Source organism: Alteromonas australica, assembly GCF_000730385.1.
GTDB lineage: Bacteria > Pseudomonadota > Gammaproteobacteria > Enterobacterales > Alteromonadaceae > Alteromonas > Alteromonas australica.
The window spans coordinates 3,836,003-3,857,803 of sequence record NZ_CP008849.1; the positions used below are offsets into that span (position 1 = coordinate 3,836,003).

18 protein-coding genes are annotated in these 21,801 nt (G+C 45.9%); 11 read left to right on the top strand and 7 right to left on the bottom strand.

Going from position 1 to position 21,801, the window contains the following annotated elements; all coding sequences use genetic code 11:
• Nucleotides 1-70: 70 nt before the first annotated feature.
• From pcnB to panC, 4 genes are read left to right on the top strand one after another with little or no spacing between them, the layout of a single operon-like run.
• Nucleotides 71-1,402 (top strand): polynucleotide adenylyltransferase PcnB, encoded by a 1,332-nt coding sequence (pcnB, locus tag EP13_RS16705; RefSeq protein ID WP_044058275.1) that lies wholly within the window; start codon nt 71-73, stop codon nt 1,400-1,402.
• The gene (gene folK, locus EP13_RS16710) at nt 1,395-1,892 is read left to right on the top strand and encodes a 2-amino-4-hydroxy-6-hydroxymethyldihydropteridine diphosphokinase (RefSeq protein WP_044058276.1); all 498 of its coding nucleotides are present in this window, start codon (nt 1,395-1,397) and stop codon (nt 1,890-1,892) included. The genes pcnB and folK overlap by 8 nt, the downstream gene beginning before the upstream one ends.
• Nucleotides 1,893-1,943: 51 nt before the next feature.
• Nucleotides 1,944-2,738, top strand: coding sequence for a 3-methyl-2-oxobutanoate hydroxymethyltransferase (panB, locus tag EP13_RS16715; RefSeq protein WP_044058277.1), 795 nt, complete (start codon nt 1,944-1,946; stop codon nt 2,736-2,738).
• 10 nt (nt 2,739-2,748) lie between these two features.
• Entirely contained in the window at nt 2,749-3,597 is an 849-nt protein-coding gene (gene panC, locus EP13_RS16720; protein WP_044058278.1) for a pantoate--beta-alanine ligase, read from the top strand.
• Between the two features lie 112 nt (nt 3,598-3,709).
• Here the strand turns inward: panC and panP are convergent, their stop codons facing one another.
• From panP to EP13_RS16740, 4 genes are all read right to left on the bottom strand, one after another.
• Nucleotides 3,710-5,335 carry a pyridoxal-dependent aspartate 1-decarboxylase PanP gene (gene panP / locus EP13_RS16725; RefSeq protein ID WP_044058279.1) on the bottom strand — a complete coding sequence of 542 codons (1,626 nt, stop codon included), beginning with the start codon at nt 5,333-5,335 and terminating at the stop codon, nt 3,710-3,712.
• A gap of 202 nt (nt 5,336-5,537) precedes the next feature.
• Nucleotides 5,538-6,209 (bottom strand): tRNA (guanine(46)-N(7))-methyltransferase TrmB, encoded by a 672-nt coding sequence (gene trmB, locus EP13_RS16730; protein ID WP_044058280.1) that lies wholly within the window; start codon nt 6,207-6,209, stop codon nt 5,538-5,540.
• Nucleotides 6,209-7,024 (bottom strand): ABC transporter permease, encoded by an 816-nt coding sequence (locus EP13_RS16735; RefSeq protein WP_196898173.1) that lies wholly within the window; start codon nt 7,022-7,024, stop codon nt 6,209-6,211. Before EP13_RS16735 ends, trmB begins: the two co-directional genes overlap by 1 nt.
• A 4-nt stretch (nt 7,025-7,028) precedes the next feature.
• Nucleotides 7,029-7,949, bottom strand: coding sequence for an ABC transporter ATP-binding protein (locus EP13_RS16740; RefSeq protein WP_044058281.1), 921 nt, complete (start codon nt 7,947-7,949; stop codon nt 7,029-7,031).
• Nucleotides 7,950-8,515: 566 nt separating this feature from the next.
• Here EP13_RS16740 and pdsR point away from each other — a divergent pair.
• The 6 genes from pdsR (at nt 8,516) to EP13_RS16775 (ending at nt 16,495) form a co-directional block, all read left to right on the top strand.
• Complete coding sequence (gene pdsR / locus EP13_RS16750) at nt 8,516-9,205, top strand: proteobacterial dedicated sortase system response regulator (RefSeq protein WP_044058283.1); 690 nt, start codon at nt 8,516-8,518, stop codon at nt 9,203-9,205.
• 12 nt (nt 9,206-9,217) lie between these two features.
• The gene (pdsS, locus tag EP13_RS16755; RefSeq protein ID WP_044058284.1) at nt 9,218-11,395 is read left to right on the top strand and encodes a proteobacterial dedicated sortase system histidine kinase; all 2,178 of its coding nucleotides are present in this window, start codon (nt 9,218-9,220) and stop codon (nt 11,393-11,395) included.
• Nucleotides 11,396-11,524: 129 nt separating this feature from the next.
• Nucleotides 11,525-13,819 carry a TonB-dependent receptor gene (locus tag EP13_RS16760; protein WP_044058285.1) on the top strand — a complete coding sequence of 765 codons (2,295 nt, stop codon included), beginning with the start codon at nt 11,525-11,527 and terminating at the stop codon, nt 13,817-13,819.
• 29 nt (nt 13,820-13,848) lie between these two features.
• A complete protein-coding gene (locus tag EP13_RS16765; protein WP_044058286.1) occupies nt 13,849-14,529 on the top strand; it encodes a Fe2+-dependent dioxygenase in 681 nt (226 codons plus the stop codon).
• Between the two features lie 93 nt (nt 14,530-14,622).
• Nucleotides 14,623-15,279 (top strand): methylamine utilization protein, encoded by a 657-nt coding sequence (locus EP13_RS16770; RefSeq protein ID WP_052364457.1) that lies wholly within the window; start codon nt 14,623-14,625, stop codon nt 15,277-15,279.
• Nucleotides 15,236-16,495, top strand: coding sequence for a hypothetical protein (locus tag EP13_RS16775; RefSeq protein WP_231497884.1), 1,260 nt, complete (start codon nt 15,236-15,238; stop codon nt 16,493-16,495). Before EP13_RS16770 ends, EP13_RS16775 begins: the two co-directional genes overlap by 44 nt.
• Nucleotides 16,496-16,506: 11 nt before the next feature.
• Here the strand turns inward: EP13_RS16775 and EP13_RS16780 are convergent, their stop codons facing one another.
• From EP13_RS16780 to EP13_RS16790, 3 genes are all read right to left on the bottom strand, one after another.
• The gene (locus EP13_RS16780) at nt 16,507-17,589 is read right to left on the bottom strand and encodes a CNNM domain-containing protein (protein WP_044058288.1); all 1,083 of its coding nucleotides are present in this window, start codon (nt 17,587-17,589) and stop codon (nt 16,507-16,509) included.
• Between the two features lie 137 nt (nt 17,590-17,726).
• On the bottom strand, nt 17,727-18,953 hold the full coding sequence (locus tag EP13_RS16785) for an SO_0444 family Cu/Zn efflux transporter (RefSeq protein WP_044058289.1): 1,227 nt from the start codon (nt 18,951-18,953) through the stop codon (nt 17,727-17,729).
• 278 nt (nt 18,954-19,231) lie between these two features.
• Nucleotides 19,232-20,923, bottom strand: coding sequence for a carbon starvation CstA family protein (locus EP13_RS16790; protein ID WP_044058290.1), 1,692 nt, complete (start codon nt 20,921-20,923; stop codon nt 19,232-19,234).
• A gap of 300 nt (nt 20,924-21,223) precedes the next feature.
• Between EP13_RS16790 and EP13_RS16795 the strand changes: the two genes are divergently transcribed.
• Nucleotides 21,224-21,742 carry a membrane protein gene (locus EP13_RS16795; protein WP_044058291.1) on the top strand — a complete coding sequence of 173 codons (519 nt, stop codon included), beginning with the start codon at nt 21,224-21,226 and terminating at the stop codon, nt 21,740-21,742.
• Nucleotides 21,743-21,801 lie beyond the last annotated feature (59 nt).

Below are 21,801 nucleotides of genomic sequence, written 5' to 3' on the forward strand. Positions count from 1 at the left end.
TGTTTTCAATTCTGTTAAGCGTGCCTTTACCAAGGAAAACACTGCTGACACCGCACTAACCCCTCGCACCATGACGCGAGGAGAACATGGTATATCTCGCGAAGATGTAAGTCCTAACGCGTTAAAAGTGATGTACCGCTTAAATGGTGCGGGCTTTGAATCCTACTTAGTTGGCGGTTGTGTACGCGATATTTTGATGGGGCATGAGCCCAAAGACTTCGATGTGGTCACCAATGCGACTCCCGAGCAAATTAAAGGCTTATTTAGAAATTGTCGTTTAATCGGTCGACGTTTTCGTCTAGCTCACATTGTTTTTGGCCGCGAAATCATTGAAGTCGCCACCTTCCGAGGCCATCACAGTGAGCCTGATAGTAACGATGAGGCGGCTGGCGATAGTAAAGCGGCAAAAGCCAAGGTTACGGCCAAACAAGACGCCCACGGACAACTGGTTCGCGACAACGTATTTGGCACCATTGAAGAAGATGCTGAACGTCGCGACTTTACCTTCAATGCCATGTACTACAGTGTGGCGGACTTTACAGTAAAAGACTTTGCCGGAGGCTTAGAGGCCATAGAAAAACGCGAAGTTAGGCTGATTGGCGACCCCGAAGTGAGATACCGTGAAGATCCGGTGAGAATGCTCCGTGCCGTAAGGTTCGCCGCTAAGCTGTCTATGTCCATTCACCCGGATACCGCGACACCTATAAAGAAACTCGCAAGCTTACTGACGAATATTCCACCGGCCCGTTTGTTTGAAGAGACCCTTAAGCTCTTTCTTTCGGGAAAAGGGGAAGCGACCTTCTTGATGCTGCGCGAATACGGCCTGATTGCGCCATTGTTTCCGCAAATTGAACCCTTTTTAGCCGACGAAAGCTGTCGCGAAATGCAGTTTATCCTTAAGGTATTACGTAACACCGACGATAGAATCAACAATGATCAACGAGTGACACCTGCCTTCTTGTATGCGGCGCTACTGTGGTATCCACTAGAAGAAAAGAGCCAAATTTTACAAGCTGAGTCTGGGTTAAATGCTCACGATGCTTTTAATATTGCGTCAGGTGAAGTCATTGCCAAGCAAACTCAGCGCATCATGATCCCGAAGCGTTTCTCAACGGTGATGCGCGATATCTGGATTTTGCAGCAACGCTTACCCAAACGATTTGGCCGTCGAGCTTTTCAGTTACTTACCCATCCTAAATTTCGAGCGGGCTACGACTTCTTATTAGTGCGTGGTCAAATTGAAGGGGGTGAATTGTTGGAGTTGGCCCAATGGTGGACTCAATTTCAACACGCTGATGCAACGAAGCAAAAGGGCATGCTAAACGCACTACGTAAAAGCGAAAACGGGCCTAGACCACGCAAACGCAAACGTCGGCCAGCAAAGAGGCCTCCTGATGCATAAAGAGCATGTATACCTTGGCGTCGGCAGTAACCTGGAAAACCCTATTAAACGCGTCACAGACGCTTTCTCTGCCTTGCACACCATTGAAGATACACGGGTATTAAAAACCTCGTCGCTTTATAGTAGCAAGCCTATGGGGCCGCAAGATCAACCGGATTACATTAATGCCGTTTGCTTAATCGAAACGGCACTTAAGCCCCATAGCCTGCTAAAACAACTCCAACAGGTGGAGCTCGACTTTGGCCGAGAACGTAAAGGCGAAAGATGGGGAGCGAGAACCCTTGATCTGGACATATTACTTTACGGTAGCCAACAAATAAAAACCGCCGACCTCACTATTCCACACATAGGCATGGCGGAACGCGAGTTTGTGATGGTTCCCTTGTTTGAAATTGCACCAAGTATGATAATGCCAGATGGAAAACCCATTTCTCATTGGGTGGCTAACTGCGCTCTTGATGGGCTAAAACGCCTACGCTCTTCCAATTAGCCGCAAAATCCGTATAGTTCGCCACACGATATCAACATCCGGATGGTTACCATGAAAAAAGTTACCGTTTCTGGTTTGCTTAAGAAGAAGCAAGCCGGAGAAAAAATCACCTCCTTGACCGCTTACGACGCCAGCTTCGCTAAGATGTTTGACGAACAAGGTATTGACGCGTTGTTGATTGGTGACTCCTTAGGCATGGTACTTCAAGGCGAAGACGATACCTTACCTGTAACTATCGATGATATTGCCTATCATACACGTAGCGTTAGAGCGGGAACGCAACGGGCGTTTGTGTTAGCTGACATGCCATTTATGTCATACGCCACACCAGAGCAAACCTATGCAAACGCAGCAAAACTAATGGCTGCAGGCGCAAGCATGGTGAAAATGGAAGGTGGACGCTGGTTATGCGAAACCATTCAGGGGTTAAATTTGCGTGGTGTCCCTGTGTGTGGTCACCTAGGGCTAACGCCTCAGTCTGTTCACGTGTTTGGCGGCTTCAAAGTTCAAGGAAGAGATGCAGATAAAGCGCAACAACTTATTGAAGAAGCCAAAGCCCTAGAAGCAGCAGGTATTCAATTATTGGTGCTTGAATGCGTACCTTCGTCACTTGGTAAAGCGGTGAGTGAAGCGCTCACTATACCGGTTATCGGGATAGGTGCGGGCAAAGATACCGACGGTCAAATACTAGTTATGCACGATATGTTCGGTATAAGCGCCAATTATATGCCTAAATTTTCAAAGAACTACTTGAGTGAAACCGGAGATTTGCGCAAAGCAGTTCAACAATACATTTTAGAAGTGCAAAACGGTGAATTCCCGTCAGCGGAACACAGTTTTGAGTAAAGAGGTTTTTATGCAAGTTGTCGATAATATCGCGGCGTTACGTGCGCTTACTCGCGAATGGAAGCGCGATGGCAACACAGTAGGTTTTGTTCCCACCATGGGAAACTTACACCAAGGGCACCTTAAACTCGTGAAACGTGCGAAAGCACATAATAGCAAGGTGGTGGTAAGTATCTTTGTAAACCCATTACAATTTGGGCAAAACGAAGACTTAGATGCCTATCCTCGTACCATTGAAGAAGATAAGCAGAAGTTAATCGAGGCGGGTGTAGACGCAGTATTCATGCCCTCCGTAAGGGACATGTACCCACGAGGGCTAGATCACCAAACCTTTGTAGAAGTGCCTGACATCTCGAACATCTTGTGTGGTGCAAGCCGTCCTGGCCACTTCAGAGGCGTAGCCACTGTGGTGTCCAAGCTGTTCAATATGGTTCATCCCGACGACGCTTTTTTCGGTGAAAAAGACTTTCAACAGCTTCAAGTCATACGGTTAATGGCGCAAGATTTGTCTACCGGCATTGTTATACACGGTGTGGAGACTGAACGAGACGCAACCGGCTTAGCGCTTAGCTCGCGCAACGGTTATTTATCGGCAGAACAAAAGCATACAGCGGCATCTATTTACAAACAAATGCATATTGCCAAAGCCCGAATCCTTGATGGCGAGCGAGACTTTATCACTGTGGCAAACGACCTCGCAGATGCGTTAGAAAATGTCGGCTTTAAAAAAGACTATGTGCATGTAGTTAATGCCCATACGCTTAAGCCAGCCACCCAAGAAGATACCCATTTAGTGATTCTTGTGGCTGCGTTTTTAGGCACCACTCGTCTTATCGATAACTTACAAATTAACCTGTAACGTTTAAACGCCACATAACCACAAACGAAAATGCCCCCGCACTTCATGCAGGGGCATTTTTTATTGTGCGTGCCCGGTAAATCCGACCACTAAACTTAAGGATGCTTAGCCGTTATGCTGGGTCTTGCGCAGCCAACTGACTGAGTGATTGCCATAATGGCGTACTGGTGGCAAGGAGGTGTTGCTCTGCCAAAATGGCGGCTAAATCATTGTGACTGGTTAATGGGTTAGCCAAAACAACCCTGAAAACCGTTATGCACTTTGCTGGGTAGTCTGGCGCTTCTAAACGGGTACGTGACACGAAAGATTTGCCCGCCTCACGTTGTTGCTTCTGCACACTCACCACCAGCGTATCAATTTTTTCATTAATTTCATCACGGGTACTGTCGTCTACCTGCTTTAAGGTGTGTTGCAAGGCTTGTGGGCAAACGCGATAGGTAAGCAACGACAAGGTAGGTGACGTGGTTAGTTCAAAATCAGGGTGTTTATCTATCATGTCAGCAAAAGCTTTGGCTTTTTGAATACTTCTATCAATAAGCAATTCATAGCCTCTGCGACCAAAAATATGTAGCGCTGAGTAGACCATCATGGCCATACCGTTTCTTGAACCTTCAAGGGTAGTGGCTCCTAAGTCCTTCGAGCCTGCGCGCAGAATGTATTGTGCATGATGACGTACGGCATTGGCGTTTTCGGGGTCTTTAAAGAGCGCCATACCTGCCCCCATAGGCACATACATTTGCTTATGCGCATCTATGGTCACTGAATCAGCACGTTCAATCCCTTTCAGTCTATCTCGGTATTGTGAAGAGAAAAGCGTAGCTCCCCCCCACGCAGCGTCGACGTGAAACCAGCAACCTAATTGCTCAGCAACATCCGCCAACTCGTCTAGCGGATCTACGTGACCGGTTTCAGTGGTTCCACCTACGCCCACAATAGCCAGTAACTTGTTTCCTTCCTCTTGATAACGTTTACCTGCGCGTAAGGCTTTTTCGGGATCTAGCGTTTGTTGAGGCGCTGGTAAGGCAATTAACTGCTCGCGGCCTAATCCTAAAGCGTCCACAGCTTTAGACAGAGAATAATGCCCTCGTTTACTGCACATCACCCCTAGATGATTGATGTTGTGAAAACGGTAGGCGGCGGCCAGACCCGCTTTAGCCACGCCAGCAAACCCTGGCTGTGGCCCTAGCAGTTTGTTTCGCGCTACCCAAAGGGCAGTGATATTTGCAATAGTACCCCCTGAACAGAATGCGCCAAGTGCATGTTGCGCGCTGTGTAAGTGTTGCTCGTAGAAGGCCTCTGAACGGTCGTATACTAGATTGTGCAACATCCCCAAGACTTGACGCTCTAGCGGCGTGAAAGCTTTCGAGGTTTCTATTTTCACCAGGTTTTGGTTTAAACCAACCATGAGCTTTGAGAGGGGTAAATGAAAATAGGGTAACGCAGAGGTCATATGCCCAATAAAGGTAGGCGAGTATGTGTTCACCGAGTGCGCTACCAGTTTATCTAACAAGGTTTCCGCATGGGTAGAGACAAACTCTGGCGATTCAGGCACTTTCGCGTTGGCAAAGTCTTTTTCAACCTCTTCAAGGGAGGTTTTTTTAGTGACCACGTGCTGCGACAAAAAATCTAAAATATTGTCGGACAAATGCTGTTCTATTTGCGCCAGCTTTGAGTCTTTGTGTTCAGGCTTGGTAAAGACCCTAAACAAGTGCTCCAGACTAACTTGAGCTTCACCCACTAAACACACCTCGCTAAACGATAAAACTTATGTACATCGACAATACTTGTTGGTCAATGCTCATCACCTTGGACTGATTGGTTATTCCCTATGAAAACTTATCACAACACTTTCAGGGTGACGAACTTTACCCTAGATTGACGAACTCGCCAAGAGGTAACATAAGGCATTTGTTTGCCCTACACGATAGCTGACAAGGGTGCTATCGTGACTCTTCCTGCCCACAAAGAAGCTGCCAGCATACTTGGCCGCTAGCGCGATATTTGCGTTCAAACGGCGTCATGCTCTTATCTCCAGTAATTTCAATAATATCTGACTGAATACCATATTGCTGCGCCGCTTGCGCAAATTCCAGCAAATACACTAACCAATTACTGCGAACCTCAATATGCGGGGTAATGGCCATCAAGTCCACCATCGCAGCACTTGCATGCCAGCGTTTTTGCACTTGTGTTTTTTTAGGATAGGGGTTCGGGTATAGCAAAAAGTGCTTATGGACCTGCCACTGATGGCGGCGCACTAAACGCCAAAAATCGTTAACATCCGCACGTATAACGCGATAGTTATCTTGCCCAGCTGCATAGTGCCCGTGCTTATCCACACGCTGTGCGGATTTATCTAGGCCTATGACCCTATGTGTCGGGTACGCGTTCGCGATATTCGCAGTACTTTCTCCGACCCCACAACACGAATCTAAAATGATGTTGGAAAAGTCTCCATTTAGCCATTCACACACATGGTTAAAAGCCGCTTGTGTATGCTCCCCGATAGGGCGCAAATTTTCTGACGTTTTGTACTTTTTCACCACATCATCAAGCTTCTCATGCACGCCTTGTTGATTAGTCGAGATAGCACGGGAGTTGCCAGTGGTCATTAACTACGGATCCCTTTTCCTGTTTTAAGTAAATAATAGGCAATGCCAAAAAGCACGACATTAAATATCACTAATAAACTCAGGGAAAAGGTGACTGGAACATCAGAAACACCCAAAAAGCCATATCTAAAGCCGTTTACCATATAAACAACAGGGTTGGCTTTACTCACCCATTGCCAAAATTCAGGCAATAAGGTTAGCGAGTAAAAGACGCCCCCTAAGTACGTTAATGGGGTTAATACAAACGTTGGTACCACGCTGATGTCATCGAAGGTTTTCGCAAACACCGCATTGATTAACCCTGCGGTGGCAAAAAGCGTTGCCGTTAATACTAGGGTAAGGGCGATGATGCCCAAGTGATGAATTTGCACATCAACAAAAAATAACGACACCAAAGTAACAATAATACCAATCAAAATGGCCCGGGCCACACCGCCGCCTACATACCCTAAAATAATCACCGAGGTGGGCACGGGGGAAACCAGTAACTCTTCAATGTTGCGCTGAAATTTCGCGCTAAAGAAAGAGGAAGATACGTTCGCATAGGAGTTGGTTATTACCGACATCATAATGAGGCCTGGAACAATAAACTCCATGTAAGTAAAGCCACCCATTTCACCAATGCGGTTACCAATTAAGTTGCCAAATATGACGAAATATAGGCTCATGGTAATGGCGGGTGGCACAAGGGTTTGTACCCAAATTCGTAAAAAACGTGTGCACTCTTTTATCCAAATAGTGGTCAGTGCCACGTAGTTTTGTTTAAACCAACTTACTTTTTTGTCTTGATTCATTAAGCTACTTTCTTGCTTCATTCTTTTACCCTGCCTGCTTCGCAGTTTCCACTAGGCGAACAAACAGCTCTTCTAGCCTGTTTGATTTATTACGCATACTCATCACTTGCACACCCTGTTCACTTAACTGAGTAAACACCGGGTTTAATCCCTCGGTTTTCTCAACATCAACTTCTAACGTGTGATCATCGATTAAGCGGTACTCAAACCCTGTTAAGTTGGGCGCTTGCGCCGTGGTTTTAATATCCAACACAAAAGTTTCAATACTCAGTTTGGAGAGTAATGATTTCATACTGGTATTTTCTACAATAATCCCCTTGTTAATAATGGCGATATTGCGGCACAACATTTCAGCCTCTTCAAGGTAGTGAGTGGTTAAAATAATAGTGATGCCTTGGCGGTTAATCTCTTCTAAAAAGCCCCACATAGAGCGGCGAATTTCAATATCAACCCCCGCCGTAGGTTCGTCAAGAATCAGTAGTTTTGGCTCATGCATCAGGGCACGCGCTATCATTAATCTGCGTTTCATACCGCCAGAGAGCTCACGGGCACGGGCATCTCGCTTTTCCCACAAATCCAGCTGGGCTAGGTATTTTTGTGCTCGTTCTTTGGCCACGGAACGAGGCACACCATAGTATCCGGCTTGATTCAGCACAATCTGCATGACAGTTTCAAACTGATTAAAGTTGAATTCCTGTGGCACTAAGCCAATACAGGCTTTTGCTTGTTCCATTTGGCTATTCAAATCGAAACCAAATACAGACACCTTGCCATTGGTTTGATTAACCAACGAGCTAATGATGCCAATGGTGGTGGACTTTCCCGCCCCATTCGGCCCCAGTAGTGCGAAGAAATCGCCTTGCTCAACCGTGAGATCTACGCCATTTAACGCTTGCACGCCGCCTTTATAGGTCTTTGTTAACCCTTGAATATCTAACGCTTTCATGAAATGCCCGTGTGTTGAATGCTACTGTTTATTCACGTTGGTGAGAGGTGCCTGCCAAAAAAACATGTAGGGTATTATATTGCTTCTCGCCCTAGTGTACCCTAATCCATTGATTAAGTTGATCTCACTCAGCAATTCCTTGACCCAACACATGTGAATAAGAAGGCAAACGCCTACCTTGTGCCGTTGTTGATTAATAATAGTGAAATTCCATTTTTCAACCCTAAGCGCCACTGATTGGGCAACATGAATGACATAAAATAGAAAGCTGATAACGGCAATAAAAAAGCGCTGTGCTTCGGTTGGGGACAAAACACAGCGCAAAGGGTAGGTGACCCAAGTTGGGGTGTGCATGAAGGCATACATGATGTCAAGCACCTGATAAGTAAAACATCACGATGAGGCATTGTTGGGGAGCGAAAGGGGAAAAGTTCCGACGATTACGGGCAATTATGTCAGCATTGTGGCCAAGTTATGCTTTTTTTGCCGAACTCAGGCAATTGTGAAACTTGCACGGTATAGTACACACAATATCCATGTTCCTCTGTAAATGAAGAGTGATTTTTATGCCTAAAACCATTGCTTTGGTTGAAGATGATGCCGCGATTAGAGAAAACTATTTGGCGGTTTTACGCGCTCAGGGTTACCACGTAGATGCCTATGAAGATAGACCCAGCGCGTCACGCGCATTTAATGCAAACCTACCTGACCTTGCCATCATTGATATCGGCTTAAAAGAAGAGATGGAAGGCGGTTTTTTACTGTGCCAGCAACTACGCAACTTGTCGCCAACCTTACCGATAATCTTTTTCACTGCCCGTGACAACGATGTGGATACTATCAGCGGGCTTAGAATGGGCGCAGACGACTACCTCACCAAAGACATTAGTATGGCGCATTTGTTGGCCAGGATTGCGGCTTTGTTTCGCCGTATAGACTTGATGCGAGCGCCAAAGGCACAAAATGATGAAACTGTGATTGGAGAATTACGTGTTGATGCATCGAGAATGACAGTGAGCTGGAAAAATGAACCCGTGGCGCTAACTGTGACCGAATTTTGGATGCTACATGCTTTAATTAAACATCCCGGACACGTTAAAAGTCGCCAGCAATTAATGGATGAGTCTCGTATGGTGGTTGACGATACCACCATTACCTCACACATAAAGCGGATGCGTAAAAAGTTTATTCAGCTTGATGCTCAATTTGATCATATCGATACCGTATACGGTATGGGTTATCGCTGGCAGCTATAGGGCATTCACCTAATGCGGTTTCGTTTTTCCATACGTCTACAGCTTCTGGTGCTGTCACTGTTTTTATTTGCTATTCCGTATTTAGGATACAAATACGTATGGGAATTAGAACAGTATTTGCGCATTGGCCAAGAACAAACCATGATTGGTACGGCTAGAGCCGTGGCCACTGCCCTACACGAACGCCCTGCGCTGTTTGACAGTCAATCTGCGTATCTAAAGAATGTACGCCCAGGCACAGATCTTTACGCACCGCCTATACAATACCCTATTCAGCTTGATGGCGAACTTAATGATTGGCAGCGAATTGATCACTTGGTGGCAAGTTATGGCAGCGATGAAGTCGTCGAAACCTACACAAAGACACTGGCTAACCCCAACCCCACTTTACGCTTCAAACACATGGTGGGACGTTACGGCCAGTTTTTGTATGCTATGTTTGAAGTCACTGATGATGTATTGCTTTGGCGTCAACCCAATAGTTTAAGTGTAGAAAGAGCAGACCATTTACTGATTGGGTTAAAAACGCCACAAGGCGACCTCGCACGTTATGTTATCGCCCCTTTTGAGAGCGGATGGGTAAACGCGTATAAGTTGTCAGATAACCCCAACACCTATCGTGCGGTTAAGAATGCCCTACAGATACAAGGACGCTGGCAGCAAACCGCCACCGGCTACAATATAGAGCTTCGTTTTCCTTTATCGATGACAACAGATGCTTTGGGCTTCGCCATTGTAGATGTTGATGATGATAGGACTAGAGAGAAACGACACGCCATTGGCACTGCTAACCCCAATCATATTGAGGAGCTAGGCACCGTAGTTACGCCGTCACCGGAAATTGAACGAATTTTGGCGGGATTGAAATACGCAGACTCACGGGTTTGGGTGATAGATAAACACAAACGTGTGCTTGCTCGGGCCGGCGATATTCAAACCGCCCCAGGTATTGCAATAAAAGATGCCAGGCGCGAATCGCAAGGTGTGTGGGGATGGATAGAATCCCGTTGGCTACTGCCCCTTTATTACCATATTCTCACAAAACCACCGGCAGATTTCGTAGACGAACTAGAAGACGCCTATGCCCTCGCCGGTCAAGATCTCGGCAAGGCCCTTGCTGGTCAACCCGATTCTTTATGGCGTCTTAGTCCAGACAATAAAGCGGTGATTTTATCCGCCTCTTACCCTATTTTTATTGAAGGTAACGTGATGGGCGCGGTAGTGGTAGAGCAAACCACAAATGGTATTCGTTCTTTGCGTAATCGCGCCTTAGAGCAACTTTTCCACGTAATACTGGCAGTCATGCTACTTGGTACAGTAGGCTTACTATTATTTGCAAACCGCATCTCTGGCCGCATTCGCCATTTACGGGACAGCACCGAGCGCATCATCGACAACAACGGAAAAATTGTGGGCACCTTACCTGTGAGTAAAAATCAAGATGAAATTGGTGATTTATCTCGTGCGTTTTCAGATGTGCTTCAACGTTTGCAGCAATATAACTCGTACCTGGAAAATATGGCGGCGCGATTGTCTCATGAGCTGCGAACGCCCATTGCCATCGTTAAATCTTCGCTAGACACCTTTTCGCAAATCGATGATGAGTCTCAAAAAGATATTTTTATACAGCGAGCGCAAAGTGGAATTCATCGACTCAGTACCATTTTAAATAGCATGAGCGAAGCCACAAGATTAGAGCAAGCCCTTGTGGATGAAGAACGCGTAACCTTTCAACTCGCTAACGTAGTTGAAGGATGTGTTGGCGGGTACGTGCATGCCTACACGCAACGTAAATTCAGCTTTGCTTGTCATACCGACAACAGTAAATTGCATGGCTCACCAGACTTAATTGCACAAATGTTGGATAAAGTGGTAGCAAATGCCGTTGACTTCAGCCAAAACAATGATGAAATAAGCCTCTCCATTTCGCAAAAAGATAAACAAATTCAGCTTATTATCTACAACCCTGGTCCATTACTGCCCGATGGTATGAAGTCGCAACTCGTCAATTCTATGGTCTCCGTGCGTGCCGATGCCACACGCCATGAAAAGAGTGATACCCCCCACTTAGGCCTAGGTTTGTTTATTGCCGACCTTATTGCTAACTTTCACCGCGGCACCCTTAATATTAGCAACGCCCCTGATTTTAGTGGCGTAGAAGTGATTTTTACCTTCCCCACCTTAAAGTAACACTTAAAACTTTTTTAAAAAAATATCACCATGATAATTATTATCATTTGTATTTACAAAAATTTTGACTTTCTTTACACTTCTGATCACACACATACAGATACTTCAAAGAAGACACTAGGAAACACAATGAAAAATAAAAGCTTATCGATGGGTGCATCTACCATTGCTGCGGCCTTAGCATTTGGACACAGTGCCGCATTTGCGCAAGATACCGATGTTGATTGTAAAGACTTAACGGCTGCAGAGTGCGCAAAACAAAGCGACGAGGCCATTGAGCTCATTCGAATTCATGGCGTTCAGCAGTCGATATACCGTTATAGCAAGTCTGGCGATCCTCGCCGTGTTGCGGATTTAGTTGATACACCACAAACCATTAGCGTTCTTACTCAAGACCAAATTCAAGAGAGCGGAAAAACCGACCTTAAAGATATTCTTTCAGCGCAGGCCGGTGTAACGCTGGGTACTGGTGAGAATGGTAATGCTTTTGGTGATCGCTATATTATTCGAGGCCACGAAGCCCGCAGCGATGTTTTTGTTGATGGACTGCGTGACCCAGGCATGACCACGCGTGAAAGCTTTGCTACCGAACGTGTTGAAATTACGAAAGGCCCAAGCTCTACATTTGCCGGTCGTGGTTCATCAGGCGGTGCGGTTAACTCTATTACTAAAAAGGCGTCAACCAGCTACAACTTTGGCCGCGTAGATGCAGCCATCGGTACCGATGAACATACTCGTTTTACTCTCGATTTAAATAAGACACTTACCGAAAACAGCGCCGTTCGTTTAAACGCCCTGACGTCGTCAGAAGACAAGCCAGGTCGCGAAGGTATTGAACGAGATCGTAATGGCCTTCAGCTTTCTTATGTAAACCAACCTACCGATCGCTTGTCGTTTACTGGTGATATTTACTATCTTGATGCGGAAGATAAGCCTGACCTTGGCAGCTACTTCGACCGCGATGCCGGCTATCCTCTTGAAGATATTCCAGTATACGCACAAGATGAAGACTTCATGAACTCAGAAGTGACGACCTTTACACTGCGTACCGAGTATGAAATTAGTGACAACGTGCGTTTTTATAACGCGACCCGCGTCGGTAAAACAGAAAATGAATATGTCACTACCGGTATGCGAGGAACAAACCGAGACGCAACCGACCCTGATGCCCCTGGTGCCTACACGCTATCGCTAAGCAATCACCAAGGCTGGCAAGATGTTGACTATGTCACTACTCAGTTTAACCTATTCTGGGACACGCAATTTGCCGGCTTTGAGCATAAATTTGTGTTCGGTTTTGAGTACACCGACGAGTCAGTGGACAACGGTGTATTCAGTGTAGAATACGGAAATGAGTCAAACTGCTTAACCGGTGGTCGTCGTGGTGTATCTGAAAGCTACTGCCTGCTCGATGGTGATGGCAACATGGTAGACAACATCAACAGCCTAATGGGTAAACAAATCACCCGTGGTGATGCTGACGCGCTTTACGATATTGAAACCTACTCATTGTACGCAATGGATACCTTCGAGCTAACTGAAGCCCTTGATGTATTTTTCGGCTTACGTATAGATAGCTACGACTATAGCAACCAAACATCTTCTGAACTCTATGAATTCTCTGATGAACTTTATAACGGCCACGCCGGCCTTGTTTATGAAGTATCAGAGCACGGTAATATTTATGCCTCTTACAGTACAGCCACTAACATTAATGGCGGCGAGTCTGACCTAGGTGCTAACTGTGGCTATGGCGGCCTTTGCGGTACACCTGAGCAAGCGGCGCAAGCCGATCCTGAACAAGTAGAAAATATTGAACTTGGTACTAAATGGCTATTGTTTGATGAGAAACTCAGCGCTAATGCCGCTATTTTCCGCATCACCAAAAGCGATGTACACGAAAGCGTAGGCGATGCATATTCTACGCTAGGCACACTAAACACCGGTGAGAACCGCGTTGAAGGTGTAGAATTTGGTGTGAGTGGTGACGTGACTGAGAAGTTTAGCATTCAAGCGTCTGCGGCCGTTATGGACTCTGAAGTACTAGACTCTTATTCTGACGATAACATTGGCCTTGCACTGAGTAACTTTGCTGATAAGAGCTTCTACCTACAAATGCGTTATCAACCCAACGAGAAGTTCGCGTTCGGTGGTGATTACAGCTATCAATCTGAAATGTATGGTGGCCAACCCGATACGGCGGCGGGTTACGATGCTGATGCGGGTGAATACAGTATTCGCGTACCTGACTATCAAGTTATCAACCTCTTTGCTAACTACTATCACTCAGAATCATTGACATTCCGTGTTAATATCGGCAATGCCCTTGATGAAGAGTACTGGACAGCGGCATACCGTTCTGGCGCCTTCATGTACATAGGTGATGGCCGTAATATTACCGGCACCGTGAACTACGAGTTCTAATTAGCCACGACAAAGAGATACGTTGAACCATGATCGTTATTGATAACCTGCTAAGTGCTAACGAAGTTGAACAATTTGTTGAAGCACTGGCGCTTGTGCCCTTTAATGATGGTAAAGAAACCGCCATGGGCATGGCCGCTGGGGTTAAAAATAACGGTCAGGCAGACGCACAAAATAAGCAAGTTCAGCAACTGGCTAATCACTTGCTATCGACATTGGGAAGCCACCCTAAGGTGGTTTCTGCTGCGCTTCCTCAACGTATCTTCCCGCCTTGCTTTAATCGCTATAGCGAATCACAAACCTATGGTTATCATGTTGATGCGGCCATTATGCGCATCCCCAATACACCGGACGTATTAAGAAGTGATATGTCGATGACGGTGTTCTTATCTGACCCTGATAGCTATGAAGGAGGAGAACTCGTTATTCAAACAGGGTTTGGCGAGCAGAGTATCAAGTGTGCCGCTGGCAGTGCTATTTTATACCCATCTTCAAGTTTACATAAAGTGACCCCCGTTACCAAAGGTGAACGAATGGCGGCCATCACGTGGATGCAAAGCATGGTCAGTGATCAGCACATTCGCGAGACGCTTTATCAATTGGATCAAAGCATTCAGTCACTTATTGCTAATGAGTCGGCCACGCGAGAAGAACTTGACCAATTGCATCATGTTTATCACAATCTGATTCGCAAATTTACCCAATTGTAAAAACCTACCAACTGGCAATGAAAGTAAAACCTGACTTGTCGGGTCTCTATATCGGGTATAGGCTATATATCACTCACCATTTGAGAAACCTGCATGAGAACAACACCTGTCCAGTTCATTTATTTGCTACTTTTCACCTTCTCGTGTTTATTTGTTAATGCGCAAGAATCGGTATCGGTGCAGGTTAACCTAAATGATGCCGAAAGCCATGCCGTGGAAAATGCCGTTATTATTTTTACGCCAACCTTTTCTGCCCCCGCAGTCTCAGAGCAGAACCAAACACCGGCAATCATGAATCAAATTGATAAACAATTTGCACCTCATGTTTTAGTGGTTCAAGCCGGCAGGTTTATTGCCTTTCCAAATGCCGACAACCTCTTTCATCACGTCTATTCTTTCTCGCCCGCAAAGCAATTTGAATTAAAGCTGTATAAGGAATTTACTGCTGAACCTTTGCGCTTCGACGAGCCGGGAATAGTGGACATAGGCTGTAACATTCACGATTGGATGTTAGGCTATATTGTGGTTACAGAGTCGCCCTATTTTATTAAGACAGACACCCATGGCAAAGCACAGATTGACCTACCAGCGGGTGAGTACGCGTTATCATTCTGGCACCCCCGCGCTAAGGATGCGACACCATTTAGCCAGAACACCATGGTATTTGACACCTCAAAGACCCTGTCTTTGCAACTCGATACAGTGATTGAAAACGACCTGGGGTTTGATGATGGGTTTGGCGAATACTAGCCGTACGCCTTTAACTAGCGCAGCCGTTTTCCTACTGACGCTTTTAGTCAGTGGTCAACTTTATGCAGACACCACCTTACTATTGCGTGGTGAATTGGTTAGCCAAGATGCAGACACCAGTTTTCAACAGCAAGGCATTAGTCATCAACGCTTCGACGATAATGAAATACAGCTGTCGCAAGCCATTTTAAGTACCCGCTTACAGCTAAACAGTGATTGGAAACTTCATGGTGTCTTCAACGCTTACAGTGATGGCGAGAAAACAGTGGGGGTCTCGCAGTTATTCGCCCAGTATCGTCCGTTGGTACGCCACACCATTAAACCCGAAGTCAAAGTCGGTGCTTTTTACCCCGCGCTTTCTGTCGAAAATACGGATATGGCTTGGCTATCTCCTCACTTTCTCTCGAACTCAGCCATTAATAGTTGGATTGGCGAGGAGCTTCGCATTGGAGGGGTAGAAGCCAGTTTACGGCAAAACGGCCGTCAGGTAAGACGTTCATGGTCGTGGAAAGCCTTAGCTGGCCTGTTTAAAGGCAATGACACCACAGGCACCTTATTATCTTGGCGTGGCTTCGCGTTACACGATCGCCAATCATTGTTTGACGATAGGGTTAATTTCTACCCCCTGCCTTGGATAGTGAATGATGATGAGTTAAATGCCCCTGCTTGGACAGAGCCCTTTAGAGAAATAGATAACCGAATAGGGTTCTACTTAGGCGGTCACCTCGCTTACCAGCGGCAATCGGAGCTACGTTATTATTACTACGACAATAGAGCAAATCCGATAAAAGTAGACCCAGATAGGCTTTATGCATGGCGAACTAAATTTCACTCTTTGTCTGTTCGACACCGCCTATCCTCTAAGCTAACTTTATTCAGCCAAGCGCTAGCGGGAAGCACATTAATGGGGGAAGATATTGTCAGAAACCACTTCTATAGTGTGTATCTTGCTGCTAGCTATCAACTTGACAACGCGGTGCTGTCTACTCGCTTAGACTGGTATCATGTGATTGATGATGACTCTACATGGCGAGATCCCAACCGAAGCATCGGCCAAGCCATGACGTTAAATTACTCCCGCCCCCTTTCCGAGTTGTTAACCCTGTCAGCGGAATGGCAACTGAATAAGGGTAAGCAGGCAAACCGCGTTGAGGCTCAGCACAGTGAATCTTTCAGTGAACATAGCGCCAAGCTAGCGATAACCCTTCGTTATTAACACCGAAGCGGCTACTGATCTTTACCATTTTTGTCTAACGCTGCATCGGGTACGTTTTTCACTAACATTCGCTCTTTACGCTTTATCATCATTTTAGCCAAGCGGCGCATGCTTACCGTGGTGTCTTTTTCATCGACAATATCTACACCGAGTAATCGCTCTAACAAATCTTCTAAGGTAAGCACACCTTCTAAGCCGCCGTATTCATCCACCACCAGCAACATATGAACGTGCTTATTAATGAAGTGTTCGAAGGTTACCGACAACGGCATAGTATTGAGCACGGTAACCATATCTTTAGCGTACTCAGACAAAGCCTTATCAGTATTTCCCCTTGCTTGCGCCACCAATAAATCGGAACGCATAACAAAACCGGTTATATTTTCCGAGTCCTTTTCTTCGTAGACAGGAATTCTGGAATATTCAATATTGGCGTATTTGTGGAAAAACGCCTCTACTGTGGTTTGCTCAGACACCGAAAACAACACGGTTCTGTGAGTAATCGCATCTTTGACTTTGAGTTCATGTAGGCTGAGCAGGCTCTTTAATACTGTGGCTTCGTGATTGGCCAACTGGCCTTCTTCACCCGATAACTCCGCCATGGCATGTAATTCACTTCGGCTTAACCCTCTTAGCGGACTGTCTTCTTTAAAGCCTCGGGTTAGTAGCGCAGACATTTTCACAAACGGCAATAAGATGAGCGATAAATACTTCAAAAAATACGCAGTGGCGGGGGCAAGGCCGCGCCAATAGGTGGCGCCTAATGTTTTAGGAATAATTTCTGAAAATACTAAGATAAGCAAAGTCAGTACGGCCGATATAACGCCTAAGTAGGCCTCACCAAATACCGCAGCGGCTTGCGCGCCTGCGCCTGCTGCTCCCATTGTATGAGCGATAGTATTTAAAGTCAGTATGGCCGATAGAGGGGTATTGATATTGTCTGTTTGCTTTCGTAGTAGCGCCCCGCTAGGACGCCCTTCTTTCTCTAATACAGAGATGTAAGCAGAGGACACACTAAGTATGACAGCTTCAGCAATGGAACATAAAAAAGAAAAGCCCAGTGCAATAACGACATAAAAAATTAATAACAGCATGTGTCCTTTCCGTGAAAACGGATCCTAAACTCAAACCCCTATTATGCTGTCATAGACGCCACTTACAAGAGCAGTTCCTAATTTTTCTTTTGCTGCTTCCGTTGATGTGGATTTACGCACTCGCCTTTGGCGCCATCTTACCCACAACAATGGCTACTTTCGCGCTTTACTCTATTCAACGCTGATATCTTTTTAATGTATAGGCGCACTATCAACCCAGCTAAAACCACCGCGCAAAGTGCGTAAATGGCTTGAACATCGGCTCCATGCTGATGTAATGCCCCTTCAGTTTTAATGAGGCCTTGTAATGAAAATGCGGACACCGCCCAGTTAACTAAATAGCCAAATGCGATACTGGCAGACACCACACTAAAAAGGTACGTCACTAGGGTTTTGCTGCCCATTTCTTGCTTTATCATACCCATAGTAGAAACGTTTGTGGCTGGCCCCGCCATTAAAAATACCAACACAGCACCGGGAGATAATCCTGCGGCTAAAAATCCCACCGCGAGTGGGGTAGAAGCCGTTGCGCAAATATACATAGGAATACCAATCACTGCCATAACCAACATCGCGATAACACCGTCGCCCCATTGGGTGAGAAAATCGGTGGGCACCCAGGTTTTGATGGCGGCAGCTAAGGCTAAACCAATGAGCAGCCACTTAACGATATCATCTAATAATTTTCCACTGGCATAACTCACCACTTGGCCTAATTTTACCACACCAGTAGAAAAAACACCGGCGTGAGCAGGGGCGTCTGCTTTGGCTTCACCAGAACAACAGGTGTCTTCTTTAACCGGCGGGGCGTTCACAGTTGTACTGTCACAGCAGCTATGTTGATTAGTCTCGACTTTAATAACCTCTGCTTTTGAACTGCAGCATGTACTTTGCGAGGTAGAAGAACGATGTCCGTGACCGTCATCATGAGTAGACACCTTAGCTACAGGCGCGTGATTAAATAAGCGCACCATGAGACCCGCATAGATAGCACTCACAATAGCGGCAATGGGCCTGACAATGGCATACAAGGGGCCTAACAATGCATATGAAACAGAAACACTGTCTACCCCAGTTTCGGGAGTAGAAACTAAAAAGGAAATAGTCGAAGGCGTAGAAGCGCCACTTCGGCGTAAACCGAGTGCAGCAGGAATGACGCCACAGGAACACAAAGGCAAAGGCGCGCCTATAACGGCTGCTTTCGTAATAGCACCCACAGAGTTATTCCCCATGTGGCGCTCTAAAAATGTCACGGGTACTAATTCATGCATGATGCCCGCAACCAATAAGCCCAATAGTAGCCAAGGCGCAGACTCTAAGAACAGTGCAACAAAGTTTTGACCCAGCATTAAAATATCGGACATGTACCCTCTCTGCCGTGTTAGGGGTTAGCTGATCCGTGTTGACACTTAGGTATCTCCAGAGCCATTTAGCCTCATTGTGCACCAATGCCCTTGATACCCCGCGTGACTAAGCACCCAAAGAATTCTATTTCATAGTAACAGAAGTCTCTCACCACAGAAAATGGCGAAAAACGATTAGTTTAATTTGTTTAGCGCAAACAAAATAAGGCCAGCATGTTAGGCTGGCCTTATTTCATGATTGACGCGTTATCAACAATAACGATATTACAAAGTGCCTATTAACCTTCAGACTCTAGGCTTTCGCGCTTTTCATCCTTTTTCAGTTTGGACACCACGGAGAACGCTTCAAGCATAACCAGCACAGAGACCACCAACACGACTGCATCAAGGAACACCAATAGGTAGTTTTCAGCCAGATAGTATTCTTTTAGCTTAATTAGCCCGGCGAAAAACGCCATAACGAGTACAAACACCATAGGGATGAGGGTGTATTTGGCGGGGCGTCCTAGCTTTATCAACATCACAGAGATAACCAACAAGGTGAGGCTGGCAAGTATCTGGTTGGTTGAACCAAACAGTGGCCAAATGATCATACCGCCACTTCCAGACGCGCCGCCTGCGCCAAAGGCTAATAGTAGGCAACATCCCACGGCAAGCAAGGTAGCAACCACACCGTTTTTCAGTAGGTTAATGGCGTAAATATCCCCCCATTCTTGAATAATGTAACGCTGAAGGCGTACACCAGAGTCCATGGTGGTACCGGCAAACAACACCACCATGACAGCCAGAATAGTGGATGAGAAATCTACAGGTAGCCCCCACCCTTGTTGAATGAGATTTGCGCCGCCGGTAATAAAGGCCCCTACGCTGCCCGCTCCAAGATGACTATAGACTTCATGCCACTCTTCCGGCGATGCTGCAAACGCTACACCACTGACGGCCACAATGGTAATGAGTGCCAGAGAGCCTTCCCCAATAGCGCCTAAGTAGCCTACAAAACGCGCATCGGTTTCTTTATCTAGCTGTTTAGAGCTTGTACCTGAAGCCACAATACCGTGGAAACCGGATACAGCACCACACGCAATCGTCACGAATAGCAAAGGAATCAGGCTAGGCGAATCAATGGCGGTTTGGGTATTAAACGCTGGTGCGGTAATGTCTGGTAGTGAAAAGAAAACCGCGCCATACAGTAAGAAAAGCCCCACTAATAACTGCATACCATTAATGAAGTCACGGGGTTGCAATAACATCCATACCGGAAGTAAGGACGCAATGGCTGCGTAAACAAACAAGATAATGATCCAGTTTGCTTTGTCTGCTAAACCGAACATGGTTTCCGGCAAACTAATCGGAATATAACTGCCAAAATAAACAGACGCATACAGTACAGCAATACCGACTAAGCAAAGCGGCACCAATGCAAAATTTCGTTTTAACAATTGGCCAATAACTAAGGCAACGGCTATGGCCATCCATGCAGGAAATACAGCATTGGGCTGTGAAACGAAGGAATTGGCGATCACCACACCAAATACCGCATTCACCATAAGCAATACCAGGAAGATGACAATCATAAACAACGAGCGTGAGCGCTTACCTATCACACTTTCAGATAACGCCCCCATTGATTTGCCTTTATGGCGTGAACTGGCCCACAAGGCGCCCATATCGTGCACCCCGGCAAACAATATTGTACCAAACACAACCCATAACACCGCGGGAACCCAGCCCCAATACACCGCAATAGCGGGTCCAACAATGGGGGCAGCACCGGCTACCGAGGTGAAATGGTGCCCCCACAATACCACTTTGTTAGTAGGAACAAAGTCCACACCGTCTTGTTCGGTGTGTGCGGGGGTAACGAAACTATCATCCAATTTAAATATGCGGCTTGCGATAAATTTTGAATACACAAACCAACCAAACATCATTCCGATGATGCCCAGTATAACGATGGCAATAGACTGCATGTTATTATCCTACTGTCGCATTAGTACACGCCGTAAGGGCGCTACGGTAACTAAAAGTGGGTAAAAGCATTACCCAATACGTAATTAGAACATTAATGTGGCGTTAACAAACGGGATGTTAGACTAAAGTCTCATTAACGAGAAGTTTTTTGCTACTCGTCGTACCATTTTTACGACAATTTTCATGTTTTTCCGGCAAATTTCTTAAAATTCCGCCATTTATCCCCGTGCCACTTCAAATAATACTTATTCTCGTTTATAACTATAGCCCCTAATCATCATACAAACTTGAAAACATCTATGGCTTCACCAAAATTACACATGGCATTTCGTAAATATCACCGCTGGCTGGGATTTTTCCTTGCTGGGATAATGGCTGTGTATGCCATTAGTGGGATTTTATTGATTTTCCGTCCCACCGACTTTTTAAAGTTTGAGCAAACTGAGATAAGACAATTAGACAGCGGGCTTACTGCCAAACAACTTCCTAATGTGCTTAAAATAAAGGGAAGTCGCGTTGTGGATGAAACCGATACCCACATCACCTTAAACGTGGGTGAGTATAGTAAAGCATCGGGTGAAGCGACTATTACCCGCAAGAACTACCCGTTGGTGCTTAATAAAATGGTTAAGCTACACAAAGCCACCAACAATAGCCCGCTATTTTGGCTGAATATTTTCTTTGGTATTAGCTTACTATTTTTCGTTATTTCTGCATTTTTGATGTTTATTCCCAAACTGCCCATGTATAAAAATGGATTGAAAATAGCGGGAATAGGTGCGGTGGTTACTGTACTCGTTGTCGTATTCGGCTCTTAAGCTCGCAACACCTAAAGCACCCACAGGGGCATGCTGCACAAAAGGAATACTTCACTGCA

Bases quoted from the DNA above. Each gene is read 5' to 3' on its own strand.
- EP13_RS16760 (WP_044058285.1), top strand. From the start codon at position 11,525: ATGAAAAATAAAAGCTTATCGATGGGTGCATCTACCATTGCTGCGGCC.
- pcnB (WP_044058275.1), top strand. From the start codon at position 71: ATGACGCGAGGAGAACATGGTATATCTCGCGAAGATGTAAGTCCTAAC.
- pdsR (WP_044058283.1), top strand. From the start codon at position 8,516: ATGCCTAAAACCATTGCTTTGGTTGAAGATGATGCCGCGATTAGAGAA.
- EP13_RS16740 (WP_044058281.1), bottom strand. From the start codon at position 7,949: ATGAAAGCGTTAGATATTCAAGGGTTAACAAAGACCTATAAAGGCGGC.
- EP13_RS16735 (WP_196898173.1), bottom strand. From the start codon at position 7,024: ATGAAGCAAGAAAGTAGCTTAATGAATCAAGACAAAAAAGTAAGTTGG.
- EP13_RS16785 (WP_044058289.1), bottom strand. From the start codon at position 18,953: ATGTCCGATATTTTAATGCTGGGTCAAAACTTTGTTGCACTGTTCTTA.
- EP13_RS16790 (WP_044058290.1), bottom strand. From the start codon at position 20,923: ATGCAGTCTATTGCCATCGTTATACTGGGCATCATCGGAATGATGTTT.
- EP13_RS16795 (WP_044058291.1), top strand. From the start codon at position 21,224: ATGGCTTCACCAAAATTACACATGGCATTTCGTAAATATCACCGCTGG.
- trmB (WP_044058280.1), bottom strand. From the start codon at position 6,209: ATGACCACTGGCAACTCCCGTGCTATCTCGACTAATCAACAAGGCGTG.
- EP13_RS16770 (WP_052364457.1), top strand. From the start codon at position 14,623: ATGAGAACAACACCTGTCCAGTTCATTTATTTGCTACTTTTCACCTTC.
- EP13_RS16765 (WP_044058286.1), top strand. From the start codon at position 13,849: ATGATCGTTATTGATAACCTGCTAAGTGCTAACGAAGTTGAACAATTT.
- panC (WP_044058278.1), top strand. From the start codon at position 2,749: ATGCAAGTTGTCGATAATATCGCGGCGTTACGTGCGCTTACTCGCGAA.
- folK (WP_044058276.1), top strand. From the start codon at position 1,395: ATGCATAAAGAGCATGTATACCTTGGCGTCGGCAGTAACCTGGAAAAC.
- pdsS (WP_044058284.1), top strand. From the start codon at position 9,218: ATGCGGTTTCGTTTTTCCATACGTCTACAGCTTCTGGTGCTGTCACTG.
- EP13_RS16780 (WP_044058288.1), bottom strand. From the start codon at position 17,589: ATGCTGTTATTAATTTTTTATGTCGTTATTGCACTGGGCTTTTCTTTT.
- panB (WP_044058277.1), top strand. From the start codon at position 1,944: ATGAAAAAAGTTACCGTTTCTGGTTTGCTTAAGAAGAAGCAAGCCGGA.